Raw genomic sequence first — 14,232 nt, forward strand, 5'->3', positions numbered from 1 at the left:
GTGAAGCCCCCCTCAAGATGAGATTTCCCAATTAGTAAGACCCCTTGAAGACGACGAGGTAGATAGGTTGGAGGTGGAAGCACAGCAATGTGTGGAGCTGACCAATACTAATCGGTCGAGGGCTTATCCTATTTGATTCAGAGCACGACACTTTCGCATTCAGTGTTCAGGGTATATACCTTGAACTTTATATTGGCTTTAGCCAATGCTGTTTGGTGGCGATGGCGGAGGGGTTCCACGCGTACCCATCCCGAACACGACCGTTAAGCCCTCCAGCGCCGATGGTACTTGGACCGCAGGGTCCCGGGAGAGTAGGACGTCGCCAAGCAATTAAAGACCACTGTTGAGACATCTCGACGGTGGTCTTTTTTTATATTTCTTGCTGATTAGGTGATGAATGGAGAATAACAAACAATCTCATACTATCCATAATAGTAATAAAATTGTTCGCCTGGAGTGGACATTTATTTGTTTGTACATGAATAGGATTCAAATGAATTACGAATTACCAAAACAAGACGCTTATCCTTGACAGCCTCATACCGCTTTGCTAAGATTGCAATAATATATTTTTAGAGACGACGTTAATCAGAGGACAAGCCCTGTATGATAAGGAGTTTGGACAATGAATGCGCCAATACAATCAAGGGAGGAACTTTCTGGTGTGGGAATCTAAGTTTGTGAAGGAAGGCTTAACTTTTGACGATGTGCTGTTAGTACCTCGTAAATCGAGTGTACTGCCACGGGAAACAGACGTATCGACAATTTTGAGCGATAAGGTTAAATTGAACATTCCATTTATGAGTGCAGGTATGGACACAGTTACCGAGGCTCCATTGGCAATTGCAATTGCTCGCGAAGGCGGTATCGGTGTTATTCATAAAAATATGTCGGCTGAGCAACAAGCCGAAGAAGTGGATCGCGTAAAGCGTTCAGAGAGCGGCGTTATTACTAATCCATTTTCGCTTTCTCCAGATCATACTGTTGAAGACGCGGATCGTGTAATGGCGAAGTATCGCATTTCTGGTGTCCCTATTGTGGATGCAGAAAATAAGCTTATAGGTATTTTGACGAACCGGGATCTTCGTTTTGTTCATGACTACAGCATTCAGATTAAAGAAGTGATGACACATGAGAACTTGGTAACAGCTCCTGTCGGCACTACGCTTCAAGAAGCAGAAGTGATTTTGCAGCAGCACAAGATCGAGAAGCTTCCATTGGTTGACGAAAGCAACACGTTGAAGGGACTTATCACGATTAAGGATATTGAGAAGGCAATCCAATATCCGAAAGCTGCGAAGGATGCTCAAGGACGTCTTCTGTGTGGTGCAGCAATCGGTATTTCCCAGGATTCATTCGAACGTGCTGAACTGCTTGTACAAGCTGGTGTTGACCTAATCGTTGTTGACTCCGCTCATGGCCATCATATCAATATTATTGAAGCAGTACGCAAGCTACGCGGCTTGTACCCTGAGTTGACTATCGTAGCAGGGAATGTAGCTACTGGTGAAGCAACTCGTGATTTGATTGAGGCAGGCGCTTCTGTAGTTAAGGTTGGTATTGGACCAGGTTCCATCTGTACGACTCGGGTTATTGCTGGTATCGGCGTACCACAAATTACAGCTGTATACGACTGTGCGAGCGTAGCTCGTGAGTACGGCATCCCTGTTATTGCGGATGGCGGTATTAAATACTCTGGTGATATTACAAAAGCAATCGCTGCAGGTGCAAGTGCGGTTATGCTCGGAAGCTTGTTTGCAGGTACAGAAGAAAGCCCTGGTGAATCTGAAATTTATCAAGGCCGCAGCTTCAAAGTATACCGCGGTATGGGCTCGCTAGGCGCAATGAAGCAAGGCAGTAAGGATCGTTACTTCCAAGACAGCAGCAATGAGAAGAAGCTGGTTCCAGAAGGCATTGAAGGCCGTGTAGCTTACAAGGGGCCTTTGGCTGATACGATCCATCAATTGCTTGGCGGATTGAGAGCAGGTATGGGTTACTGTGGTACGAACACTCTAAAAGAGCTTCAAAATGATACTCATTTTGTGAAGATATCTGGCGCAGGATTGCGTGAAAGTCATCCGCATGATGTACAAATTACAAAGGAAGCTCCTAACTATTCCATGTAATTGTGTTGCATTTACGGAAAATGTCGACAAGGAAAGACAGGGTATTACAACCCTGTCTTTTTTTTGCGTGTCTGGCTATGTTAGAATAGCTATGGGACTCAACAGGAGAGGAGTTGTACGTAGTGTCTAAGCAACATACAACAGTGAAACATAACAAATGGAAACGAGCGGTCGCTTTGGTTACCGCATGTCAAATATTAAGCTTCGCCTTATTGCCATCAGCAGGAATGGTGGCAGCTGAGGCAGCTGCTCAAACTCAAACGCAAACGAAGCAAGTAGCGGCAACGAAGGGGAACAACAATCAAGTTATTACGGATAAGTCTAAGCTTGATTTGAAGCTTCGCTCCGCGGTTCTTATGGAAGCTTCAACGGGAAAAATATTAGTCGATATTGACTCGGAGATCTCTTATCCTCCAGCAAGCATGACGAAAATGATGACAGAGTACATTGTCATGGAGAAAGTGAAGAAAGGCGAGTTGAGCTTCGACGACGAGGTTGTAGCGAAGAAAAATGCATCCGTAACAGAAGGATCCCGCATCTTCTTGGCAGAAGGGGATACGCATAAGGTTCGCGATTTGTATATTGCGATGGCAATCGGTTCTGCCAACGATGCAACGGTAGCTCTAGCGGAGCATATTGCTGGCTCTGAGGCTGAGTTTGTAAAAATCATGAACGAGACAGCAAAGCGTCTTGGCATGACGAAGACACACTATATCAACTCTACTGGATTGGATTGGGCAAGCATGCCGGAAGGCTTCCGCCCCGCTGAAAAAGCAGAGACGATGATGTCCGCAATGGATGTGGCCAAGCTGGTGCGTGCAATCGTTAATGATCACCCTGAATTCAGCGAGTATACAAAGATTCAATCCTATAAGTTCAGAGAACGTGATAAAACGCCAATCTCCAACTTGAACTGGATGCTTGAAGCCAATAAAGATGTCGTGAACTTCAAGCGTTATGCTTATCAAGGCTTGGATGGAATGAAAACAGGATTTACTGATATTGCTCAATATTGCTTCGCAGGTACAGCAGTACGCGATAATATGCGACTGATCTCAGTTGTAATGGGCGCGAAAGATAAAGGAGCACGGTTCGAAGAAACAGCGAAGCTGCTTAATCACGGGTTCGAGCATTTTGAAATAAAGAATGAGATTGCACCGAAGAAGACTGTAACAGGCGTAGAGACAGCTCCAATCAAAAAAGGTGTAGATACGGAAGTGCCGATCGTTGCGGAAACTGGTGTATCGTTCGTCATTCCTAAGGGAGCGAGCACAGAAGGCAAAATTACAAAAGAAGTGAATCTGAAGCCGGCAAATGAGCTTGTTGCCCCTATTAAGAAGGGACAACAAGTGGGTACGGTGACGTTCACATACAAGGACAATGGTGCCGAGCAGAAGAAGACCGTGAACATGATTGCAACAGAAGAAGTGGAGAAGGGCAGCTGGTGGCGTCTATTCTTCCGAGCAATCGGGGAATTCTTTGCAGATTTGTTCAAGTCTATCAAGAATTTGTTCTAGTTTCTCAGTATTGGTCATAAGAATTGGCTTTCGTCTGTGACAAAATCAATTGTCTATTCGAATGACGATCATGTAAAATAGAGGGATGAAACTGTAACAATCGAAAATGACTGACTAGTGGCGGGGGGCAATCGAAAATGGAAACAGGTACAGCTCGAGTAAAACGTGGTATGGCAGAAATGCAAAAGGGCGGCGTCATTATGGACGTCATGAATGCAGAGCAAGCGAAAATTGCTGAAGCAGCAGGCGCAACAGCAGTTATGGCGCTTGAACGTGTCCCATCTGATATTCGTGCAGCTGGTGGCGTAGCTCGTATGGCAGATCCAACAATCGTAGAAGAGGTTATGAAGGTTGTATCGATTCCAGTTATGGCGAAGGCACGCATTGGTCATTACGTAGAAGCCAAAGTATTGGAATCCCTTGGCGTAGATTACATCGATGAATCGGAAGTACTGACTCCAGCAGACGAAGTATTCCATATTGACAAAAATACATTTACCATCCCATTCGTATGCGGCGCTAAAGACTTGGGTGAGGCACTTCGCCGTATTAGCGAAGGAGCAGCAATGCTTCGTACGAAGGGTGAACCGGGAACAGGCAATATTGTTGAGGCTGTTCGCCACATGCGCTTGATCACTAGCCAAGTTCGCAAAGTTCAGAGCTTGTCGAAGGACGAGCTGTATGCAGAAGCGAAAAACTTGGGTGTAGCGTATGACTTGCTGTTACATGTTCATGAGACAGGTAAGTTGCCAGTCGTGAACTTCGCTGCAGGCGGCGTTGCAACACCAGCAGATGCAGCATTGATGATGCATCTGGGCGCTGACGGCGTATTCGTTGGTTCTGGTATTTTCAAATCCGACAGTCCTGAGAAGTTCGCTCGTGCGATTGTGGAAGCGACAACTCATTATGAAGATTATGCTCTAATTGCGAACGTATCCAAGAACCTGGGTACACCGATGAAGGGGATTGAAATCTCCAAGCTTGCGCCATCTGAGCGTATGCAGGATCGCGGCTGGTAATTATAGAAGCAGGGCAGCTGAGGAAGCACCGTGACGGTGCTTCCTAGTCGGCGTTAAGCGCCCTGTATCCTATCTATAGGTGTATTAGTATAGCCTCAGGGGAAAGAAGGGACTTCACGGATGAACATCGGAGTATTGGCGCTGCAAGGCGCGGTAGCAGAACATATGCGCAGCTTGGAGGCGGCAGGAGCCCATGCGGTAGCCGTGAAGCGGCCAGAACAGCTTGATGAGCTTCAGGGGCTTGTCATTCCCGGTGGAGAGAGTACAACCATTGGCAAGTTGATGCGGAAGTACGGCTTTATCGAGGCGATTCAGGCATTTGCAGCAGCTGGCAAGCCGATCTTCGGCACATGTGCGGGACTGATTTGCTTGGCGGAACGAGTGGAAGGCCATCAAGGCTCAGAGGAGCCGCATTTGCAGCTGATGGATATGACGGTAATGCGCAACGCATTTGGACGGCAGCGTGAAAGCTTCGAGGCAGATTTAGATGTGAAAGGGATCGAGCAGCCTGTACGTGCGGTTTTCATTCGCGCACCGCTTATCCAATCGGTCGGTGAGTGTGTTGATGTACTCTGCGAGGTGAACGGCGAGATTGTAACAGCAAGACAAGGCTCGCTTCTAGCTTGCTCGTTCCATCCGGAGCTGACATCAGATATTAGCCTGCACAGCTATTTCGTTGATATGGTTAAACAGGCTGCAAATGTAGCAGGATAAAGAATAACAAACACTTTGACTCTCCTGATGCTAGGAGAGTTAAGGTGTTTTTCTCGGATATACGGTATAATAGTGAAATAGTATGATACGGATCGAATCAAATAAGCCCAGCGTATATCGTTAGGGGTGTTCATCCGTTTCTGGCAGGAGGGTCAATCGGTGCTAGATATCAAATTGTTAAGAAGTGATTATGGACGTGTAGTAACAGCACTCCAAAATCGGGGCAAATCGGAAGAGATGATCGCGGACTTCCCGGAGCTTGACGCACGTCGCCGCGAAATGCTGCAAGAGACCGAGCAGTTGAAAAATCAACGCAATGTCGTGTCTCAAGATGTAGCGAAGAAGAAAAAAGCAGGCGAGTCAGCCGACGAACTTATTGCGCAAATGCGTGAAGTAGGCGATCGGATTAAGGAGCTCGATGAAGAGATTCGTGGTATTGAAGTACAAATGGAGCAGATTACATTATCCATTCCAAATGTACCTCATGAAAGTACACCAGTAGGTAAATCAGAGGAGGATAACGTAGAAGTTCGCCGTTGGAGCGAGCCTACCGCATTCTCCTTCGAAGCAAAGGCGCATTGGGATATCGCGCAGGATCTCGGCATCTTGGACTTCGAATCAGCTGCCAAGGTAACAGGCTCTCGCTTCGTATTCTACAAGGGGGCAGGAGCTCGCTTGGAGCGTGCCCTAATCAGCTTTATGCTGGACGTGCATACGATGCAGCATGGATATGAAGAAGTGCTCCCTCCGCTTATCGTGAACCGTGACAGCTTGATCGGTACAGGTCAGCTGCCGAAGTTCGAGGAAGATCTATTCAAGCTGGAAGGTACGGAGTATTACCTCATCCCGACGGCAGAAGTTCCTGTAACGAACCTCCACCGCGATGAGATTCTGACGGACGAGCAAGTTCCTCGTTATTATACAGCTTACAGCTCTTGCTTCCGTTCTGAAGCAGGCGCATCTGGCCGTGATACACGCGGACTTATCCGTCAGCATCAATTCAATAAGGTTGAGCTGGTGAAGATGGTTAAGCCAGAGGATTCTTATGCTGAACTGGAATCACTGACGAACCAAGCAGAGAAGATTCTGCAGCTGCTTGGCTTGCCGTATCGTGTGATGACATTGTGCACAGGAGACATTGGATTCAGCTCTGCGAAGACGTATGATTTGGAAGTATGGCTGCCGAGCAGCGGTACGTACCGTGAGATTTCGTCCTGCTCGAACTTCGAGGACTTCCAGGCGCGTCGTGCGAACATCCGCTTCCGCCGCGATACGAAATCCAAGCCTGAGTTCGTGCATACGCTGAATGGCTCTGGCCTTGCTATTGGACGTACTGTCGCTGCGATTATGGAGAATTACCAACAAGAAGACGGTTCCATTGTGATTCCAGAAGCATTGCGTCCTTATATGGGTGGATTGGAATCCATTCGCCGCAAATAATTGAAAGATCATAGTTGCATTGTTGTAATGCCTATGATATAATAAAGACTGTCCGACTCGACTCGGGCAGTCGAATATGGAGAGGTACCGAAGTGGTCATAACGGGGCGGTCTTGAAAACCGTTAGGGTGCAAGCTCACGTGGGTTCGAATCCCACCCTCTCCGCCATAACTTTTACATGTAGAACCCACATCCTTGGTGATGTGGGTTTTTTGCTGTATAAAATGCCTCTGCTGGCCGCAAACTGTAATTGAATAGTGGAGGTGTAGCTCTTATGAATCAGGAAGAACAACCGCAAGTCGATCAATCGAGGCTTGTGGATGCATGGCAGCAAACGTTGCCGGCGAAGCTTGAGCCTGGCGATAAAGCCACAGTACTGCCTGACGGCGCCAATCCACAGGCACTCGTTATTCATATCGATACAGCCGGCCGCCAAATGTACTCATTCGATTTCCATTGCGCTTATGTGGATTCGCGCGAGGTAGAGCTCAATCTCATCGATGTCGAGAAGAGTGGGGTTCATATCGATGAGCGGACTGAGGTTGTGCAGGAGCTTGTACAGAATTATGTGCGTCATATTCATGAATGCGCGCAAGCGCTGCATGATGTAACCCATCACGGCTTACAGTAGGAGGGATGAAGGTGACGAAAGCAAAGGATGGTCTGGACAAAAATTTGAGCAATGTCGTCAAGGACTTGGAGCAGGCACCGGTCAATAGTCATCATGCCCAGCAGTTACAGCAGGATCACAATGATCGACGCCATCAGGATGCACTGAATCATGATAAGCCGACGGACTTAGAACACTTATAATGACGGAGGAGTGTGCGTGCAATGAGCAAGCCAAGAGCAGTCCCTGTACCTAACCAGGAGCAATCCAGCCGGCATCAAGCAGGTAATGAACGGAATGCGATGCAAGAGCCATTGTCAGGGTCTAAGAAGACGAAGATGGCGAATCATGTCAGCCACAACAATCCCGAGGGATAAGATAACAGGGTACAAGCAACACGGATTTTCCTTGCAAGAGTGAGGAGAGTCTGTGTTTTTTTATGCAAATAAATAGGGTATGTTGAAGTTCGAATTAGTACTATTATTATTAATATTTACCAATAGGGTCCAACAAGGAAGTGAATTCCGATATAATAATGAGTGTAGTGTATTTAAGGCTTATATAGAGAGGTGAACGCGGTGGAGCATCTGACAACGAACACCAGTGCAGACAGCAACAGTTCTAAGGGGAATCATGCATCGGCTTCGCAGGATATGGATCAGTTTGAGGCAATTGCCCAATTGGGAGCACTCGATTCTGCAGCTATTGCCAGTGTGCAGCAGTATCAGCACACGAAGATCGGCCTAATCAAGCTTCTCAAGCGAATTATCTTTATTGTCATTGGGTCAGTCTTAATGGGTGTCGGACTTGAGCTATTTCTTGTTCCGAATCAAATTACAGACGGTGGAGTAACCGGCATTTCAATTATTTTGTCTTATGTAACCTCAGTGCCACTCGGTGTATTTCTATTTCTACTTAACTTGCCCTTCCTGATTATCGGCTACAAACAAATTGGCAAAACCTTTGCCCTATCCACATTACTCGGCGTCCTAGTGATGTCGCTCAGCACGACGCTGCTTCACGATGTAAGTGCATTTACAGAAAATACGTTCCTGGCTGCCGTATTTGGCGGGATTATTCTCGGTATTGGCGTGGGGCTCGTCATTCGCTATGGTGGTTCTTTGGACGGTACAGAGATTATAGCAATTTTGCTTAACAAACGTTCTCCCTTCTCCGTCGGCGAGATCATTATGTTCTTCAATTTGTTCATACTCACGAGTGCGGGCTTCGTATTTGGCTGGGATCGTGCGATGTATTCCCTCATTGCCTATTACATTGCATATAAAATGATCGATATTACCGTTGAGGGATTGAACGATTCGAAGGCGGTGTGGATTATTAGTGACAATCACAAGGAAATCGGCGATGCGCTGCTTAGACGTCTCGGTCGGGGCGTTACGTATATGAAAGGCGAGGGCGGCTTCTCCGGAGATGAGAAGAAAGTGATTTTCACCGTCATTACCCGATTGGAGGAAGCGAAGCTCAAGGGGATCGTAGAGGAGCATGATGAGCATGCGTTTCTTGCAATCGGCAACATTCATGACGTTAAGGGTGGCAGATTTAAGAAAAAGGACATCCATTAAGCAGTGAAAGATAGGACGAAGTTCATAATTCTATGTACAGGGTCGCGAAATATGTTTCAAAGGAACTATTTTCATTATCATACGTATAAGTTAATATATACTGGGTAATTTTAGCTCACTTATTATGATGAATAGGGGTTGAAGAGATTGAAGAGAGGTTTAAAAGGGGCATTAGCACTCATATTTGCTTTAGCACTAATTATTACGGGTTGTGGAGCCAAGTCTAGTCCGAAGGAATTAATCGAAGGTTCTCTAGGCAAGTCCTTCGATATGAAGTCCTATGCATTCAATACATCGATTAAGCTTGAAGATCTTCAAATGGATAATGGTGGCGCAATGGATCCAAATGCACAGATGGTCTTGAACATGCTTAAAAATGCTGAGCTTAGTGTAAATGGTGTAGTTCAACAAGAGCCTATGAAGATGGAAGCGAATCTCGAAATCAGCCTTAAAGGCGATATGGAAATGAAATTTTCTCTCCCATTGACTATGGATGAAAATAAAATGTGGGTAAAAATCCCGAATATTCCGATGTTGGCGGGCCAAATTCCAGATGAGTTGATCGGCAAAACAATTGAGATTGATTTGAAGAAAATGGCAGAGCAATCCGGCCAAGAGCTTCCTTCTGCGAAGGATATGAAGGCAATGCAGAACCTCTCGAATGATATGTTCAAAGCATTCCTCGGCAAGTTCGATGAGAAAATGTATTTCACTACAGTAGAGAAAAAAGACGCTGGTCTTCCTGAAAATGTAGATGCAAAGCAAATTGTGAAATTCAATGTTACCAATGAGAACTTGGAGCAATTCGTTACAACCCTGGTTAAAGAGGCATTGCCTGCACTAGCAGATGTAATGGGTAAGGAAGAGTACAGCAAGCTGTTTAAATTGGAAAAAGACCAAGTTGAGAAAATGAAGCAAGAAATGAAAACAGATGACAGCGAACTGAAAAAAGATATCGAAGAAATGAAAAAGTCGCTGAAGATTAACGAACTGAGCGTCACTACTGCGATCAACAATGATCAATATCCTGCATATCAAGTAATTGTAGCCAACTTGGATGTGACTGGCGACGATGGTGTGAAATCGAAGGTTGCCGCTCGCGTTACGACTGAGTTGAGCAAGATCAACGAGAAGGTTGAATTCAAGCCTGTACCAACCGATGTTCTGACAATGGAACAATTGCAGCAAATGTTCGGTGGATATTAAGATATAGTCATTAGCAAGACCGCCGCTCCTAGAGAGTGGCGGTCTTTTATTATGCGCGGAATAGTTAGAAGAAGAGGAGGAGGTATGCAAATGGGATCTAATATGGGCAAGACATGACTTGACGCTTCATTCTGTAATGTATATGGTTTACATATACAATATATAAGGTGTGTGGCCACAATGATTCACATTCGTATCGAATCATCGACTGACGAGCCGATATACGAGCAGATCGCAAGACAAATACGAACTGGTATATTCAGTGGTGATTTTAAGCCTGGAGATGCGCTCCCTTCTATACGACAACTGGCTAAGGATTTGCAAATTAGTGTCATTACAACGAAGCGTGCTTATGAGGAACTGGAGAGGGAAGGGTTTATTGACAGCATGGTTGGCAAGGGATCCTTCATCTCGGGCGCAAATCCACAGCTGATACGTGAGCAGCGTCTGCATCAGATGGAGATGATGATCGAAGAAGCGGTGAAGGACGCTAAGGCACTGAACGTATCCTTGTCTGAATTAATGGAGCATATTCGATTGGTCTATGAGGAGAGTGATTGAATCGTAAAGGAGAGAGTGACAACAAATAGAATTTGTTAGAAAGGACTTATAATCGTGAGCAATAGGAGCTTTATCAAGCGTGCAGATTTCATTCTAGAACGAAGCAGTGAAGCCGCATTGCTCAAATTCGTTGACTCTGCGGCTTCTTTATGCGTATTGATTAAGCTTTGCCGCGCAGACGGCGGAAGAATTGCGTTAACATTGATGCACATTCTTCTTGCAGCACGCCCTCAATGACTTCTGCACGATGGTTGAAGCGGGGCTCCTGAAGCAGGTTCATCAGTGTGCCTGCGCAGCCTGCCTTCGGGTCGGTCGTTCCGTATACAACGGTAGGCACTCGGGATTGAACGATTGCCCCGGCACACATCGGGCAAGGCTCCAAAGTAACATATAAAGTGCAATCAAGCAGCCGCCAAGCTTGAAGATGATCACTCGCCTCTCGAATCGCAATCATCTCGGCATGTGCAGTAGAGTCAAGCGATGTCTCTCGCAAATTGTAGCCGCGTCCAATAATCTCATTCTGATGGACGACAATAGCGCCAATGGGAACCTCTCCAATTGCCTCGGCCTTGAGGGCCTCTTCAATGGCCCTACGCATCCAGTATTCGTGCTGACTGATTTGTTCAGGTTCAATCGATTGTATTTCCAACTTCAGCTTCCTTTCTCGTATCCCTGCCTCTATGGATCCAAGCGATCTTGTATTAGACGCAAATATGTGTAAAAGTCTAGTCGTTATTCATCGAACAAATATTCGTTGTTAACAGTGTGTGTATAAAATTGTGGATAACTATATGGATGTACACAGTATTATACACATCTTATCCAAAACTGTTCACATTATGTGCATAACCTGTTGATAACCATATGTTATACACGTGAAGCAGGGGTTCGAACTTAATCGATATTATTATACCTTCTTCCCACAATAATCGCCAAAACAATGGACAAATCGCCCTATATTACGATATGATTCGAAGAGATACTCCAACGAAATCCAACATTTGTCAGGATATCCGACATTATCTCCGTATGTTTACTCTGATACTGATGGATAGGCCTGATAGAGGTGAAGCATGAGACTTTCCATCAAAGCGAAATTATCTATTTCTATAGCTTGTATCGTGTTTGTCGTCCTTCTGCTTCATATGATCCTCACTTACAACATAACCAAGGATAAGCTTGTTGAGGAAATTCAGCAGCGAATGAATGCGATTGCTCAGCAGATCAATGTGTCCGTACAGCAATCCCGCATGGCGGCGAATTCATTCGAAGAGCAGTTGGCAGAGAAGCTGCACATTGCGTCTATGTATGCTGCGGATAAGCTCCCGCCTCGAATTGCTAGTATAACGAACGAGCAACTGCAGCAAATAAGCGCTGATATTGGAATATCCCACATTTCCCTCTTGCACAAGACGCCGAACGGTGACGATATCACGATTAATCGCTCCTCTGATCCGAAAGAAATCGGCATGTCGACGAGACAGTGGGGGTATTGGTATCAAGCTTTCATTCAATTATTTGAGGATAAGCAAGTATGGATTGCGGAAGGGCAGAAGCGCAAGTATTTTTGGTCAGGTCCGTTTGATGTGTCTTCATCCAACCCTGAACATCTTGATAAATGGGGATATTATTACGATGGCAAGCGGGATTATATAATTAATCCGTTTATTCGCGATGATAAGGTTGAAACCTTCTTCGAACTGACAAAACCGAATATCTTAATTGAGCAGACATTGAGTGCTCAATCCAATATTGTGGAAATCGCAGCTCTTAATATTAATAATTTTAAAGATGAACCCACATTCAAAGTTCGCAGCGATGGTGTACAGGTGGTTGACGAGAGCAAGAGTCGTGTCTTATACGGTGAATACACCTTGAATCATGAGCGTGATGAAGAATATATTCGAAATGCGCTGGAGCGGAGAAAGCCTCTGTTCTATGAAAGTGATTTTGGCAGTAGAACCATCATTAAAGGGTTCATTCCAATCATCGGGGCGACTTCCTATGTATTGAACATATCCATGGATGCAAGAGCGGTCGTAGAGGCACTCCATGACCAGTTGATGCGCAATGTCGCGGTAGGCATTGTGCTATTGGAGATTGTTCTTATCGGAAGCTATATGCTGTCCGGCATATTGATACGTCCACTTCAATCGATACTGAACAAAATCAATATGATTTCGGTAGGCCATTTCAATACGCAATTGAATATTGATCGTAAGGATGAGCTTGGAATATTGGCTCAGCGAATTAATACGATGGCGCGGAATTTGGATGCTTCGACAGAGCGGCTGCGCATGTCGTATCTGGAGAACCGCGCCATGAAAGAGCATCTGGAATCATTCATTAACCAATCGAATGATGCTATTCATGTAACAGATCTGAAGGGACAAATTGAGCGAGTGAACCAAGCGTTCGTTGATATGTTTGGCTGGACCTCGGAAGAGGTGCTAGGCAAGCAACTATGCAATATTCCAGAGGACAAGGTGGATGAAGAGCACCAAATTCATGAAGCACAGCGTCATGGCGAATATGTGAGCAACTGGGAGACGACGCGTCTAACGAAGGATGGGCGAATCCTGGATGTTAGTGTCAGTACCTCACCAATGTACAACGAGGGCGGGGATTGCATCGCTTGGGCAAGCATTACGCGAGATATGACCAGTCGCAAGCGGATGGAAGAGCTGTTGCGACGTTCTGAGAAGCTGACGACGGTCGGTCAATTGGCAGCAGGTGTTGCGCATGAGATTCGCAATCCACTAACGACGTTGAAGGGATTCTTACAGCTGCAGCAGCGTACAAGAGCTCTGAATGACAATCACATGGATATGATGCTGGCGGAGCTGGAGCGCATCAACTTAATTGTAAGCGAATTTCTCGTATTGGCTAAGCCACAGGCAATTCAGTTTCAGCCGAAAGATGTACGCCGAATTGTTACGGACGTCGTCACTTTATTGGACAGTCAAGCGAAGTTGAATAATGTGTATTTTGCAACCCAGTTCGATGAGTTCGTGCCCTTAGTGAACTGTGAAGAGAACCAGTTGAAGCAGGTATTCATCAATGTGATGAAGAATGCAATGGAAGCAATGCCGGAAGGCGGCATGGTCGAAATTGCTGTGCAATCACGGTACAAGGGGCAGGTCGTCGTGGTGATTCGGGATCATGGCATCGGTATACCAGCGGAGCACTTGTCGCAGCTAGGTGATCCATTCTTCACGAGCAAGGAATGTGGAACAGGTCTTGGACTGATGGTGAGTCAACGAATTATTCACAATCACCGGGGGTTGATAGACATTGCAAGTGAGCAGAACTGTGGAACAGAAGTAACCATCTCGCTACCCGCCATTGGGATGGAGGACGCAGGTGGCGGAGATGATGCTGCGTCACAGCCAGCATTAACCGCAATCTCCTCATAAGGATTATAATAGTAAGGGGTGCCTTGATCAGTGACATTTAC

At 45.9% G+C, this 14,232-nt stretch carries 13 protein-coding genes, 1 tRNA gene and 2 rRNA genes; 15 read left to right on the top strand and 1 reads right to left on the bottom strand.

Annotation, left to right across the window (positions count from 1 at the left end; genetic code table 11):
• From BLS15_RS25900 to BLS15_RS25960, 14 genes are all read left to right on the top strand, one after another.
• Positions 1–131: ribosomal RNA gene (locus BLS15_RS25900) — 23S ribosomal RNA — on the top strand; the annotation flags it as partial.
• Between the two features lie 80 nt (positions 132–211).
• Positions 212–328 (top strand): 5S ribosomal RNA (rrf, locus tag BLS15_RS25905).
• A 334-nt stretch (positions 329–662) separates the two neighbouring features.
• A complete protein-coding gene (gene guaB / locus BLS15_RS25910; protein ID WP_021253505.1) occupies positions 663–2,126 on the top strand; it encodes an IMP dehydrogenase in 1,464 nt (487 codons plus the stop codon).
• Between the two features lie 122 nt (positions 2,127–2,248).
• Complete coding sequence (locus BLS15_RS25915; protein WP_028532401.1) at positions 2,249–3,643, top strand: D-alanyl-D-alanine carboxypeptidase family protein; 1,395 nt, start codon at positions 2,249–2,251, stop codon at positions 3,641–3,643.
• A 137-nt stretch (positions 3,644–3,780) separates the two neighbouring features.
• Positions 3,781–4,662, top strand: a complete 882-nt coding sequence (pdxS, locus tag BLS15_RS25920; protein WP_021253503.1) for a pyridoxal 5'-phosphate synthase lyase subunit PdxS — start codon at positions 3,781–3,783, stop codon at positions 4,660–4,662.
• Positions 4,663–4,782: 120 nt separating this feature from the next.
• On the top strand, positions 4,783–5,376 hold the full coding sequence (pdxT, locus tag BLS15_RS25925) for a pyridoxal 5'-phosphate synthase glutaminase subunit PdxT (protein ID WP_021253502.1): 594 nt from the start codon (positions 4,783–4,785) through the stop codon (positions 5,374–5,376).
• Positions 5,377–5,535: 159 nt separating this feature from the next.
• Positions 5,536–6,816 carry a serine--tRNA ligase gene (serS, locus tag BLS15_RS25930; protein WP_028532402.1) on the top strand — a complete coding sequence of 427 codons (1,281 nt, stop codon included), beginning with the start codon at positions 5,536–5,538 and terminating at the stop codon, positions 6,814–6,816.
• Between the two features lie 78 nt (positions 6,817–6,894).
• Positions 6,895–6,983, top strand: a tRNA-Ser gene (locus tag BLS15_RS25935).
• 106 nt (positions 6,984–7,089) lie between these two features.
• The gene (locus BLS15_RS25940; protein WP_021253500.1) at positions 7,090–7,446 is read left to right on the top strand and encodes a hypothetical protein; all 357 of its coding nucleotides are present in this window, start codon (positions 7,090–7,092) and stop codon (positions 7,444–7,446) included.
• An 11-nt stretch (positions 7,447–7,457) separates the two neighbouring features.
• The gene (locus BLS15_RS29165) at positions 7,458–7,628 is read left to right on the top strand and encodes a hypothetical protein (RefSeq protein ID WP_162833944.1); all 171 of its coding nucleotides are present in this window, start codon (positions 7,458–7,460) and stop codon (positions 7,626–7,628) included.
• Between the two features lie 21 nt (positions 7,629–7,649).
• On the top strand, positions 7,650–7,802 hold the full coding sequence (locus tag BLS15_RS25945) for a small acid-soluble spore protein P (protein WP_028532403.1): 153 nt from the start codon (positions 7,650–7,652) through the stop codon (positions 7,800–7,802).
• Positions 7,803–8,003: 201 nt separating this feature from the next.
• A complete protein-coding gene (locus BLS15_RS25950; RefSeq protein WP_021253498.1) occupies positions 8,004–9,008 on the top strand; it encodes a YitT family protein in 1,005 nt (334 codons plus the stop codon).
• Positions 9,009–9,155: 147 nt separating this feature from the next.
• The gene (locus tag BLS15_RS25955) at positions 9,156–10,214 is read left to right on the top strand and encodes a hypothetical protein (protein WP_028532405.1); all 1,059 of its coding nucleotides are present in this window, start codon (positions 9,156–9,158) and stop codon (positions 10,212–10,214) included.
• Between the two features lie 183 nt (positions 10,215–10,397).
• Positions 10,398–10,775, top strand: a complete 378-nt coding sequence (locus BLS15_RS25960) for a GntR family transcriptional regulator (RefSeq protein WP_028532406.1) — start codon at positions 10,398–10,400, stop codon at positions 10,773–10,775.
• 160 nt (positions 10,776–10,935) lie between these two features.
• Here BLS15_RS25960 and tadA read toward each other — a convergent pair whose 3' ends face one another.
• Positions 10,936–11,424 carry a tRNA adenosine(34) deaminase TadA gene (gene tadA / locus BLS15_RS25965; protein WP_021253495.1) on the bottom strand — a complete coding sequence of 163 codons (489 nt, stop codon included), beginning with the start codon at positions 11,422–11,424 and terminating at the stop codon, positions 10,936–10,938.
• Positions 11,425–11,848: 424 nt separating this feature from the next.
• Between tadA and BLS15_RS25970 the strand changes: the two genes are divergently transcribed.
• Positions 11,849–14,191: a PAS domain S-box protein gene (locus BLS15_RS25970; protein WP_021253494.1), complete on the top strand. Its 2,343-nt coding sequence runs from the start codon at positions 11,849–11,851 to the stop codon at positions 14,189–14,191.
• Positions 14,192–14,232 lie beyond the last annotated feature (41 nt).

This window comes from Paenibacillus sp. cl6col, from assembly GCF_900102125.1.
GTDB classification, from domain to species: Bacteria; Bacillota; Bacilli; order Paenibacillales; family Paenibacillaceae; genus Paenibacillus_B; species Paenibacillus_B suaedae.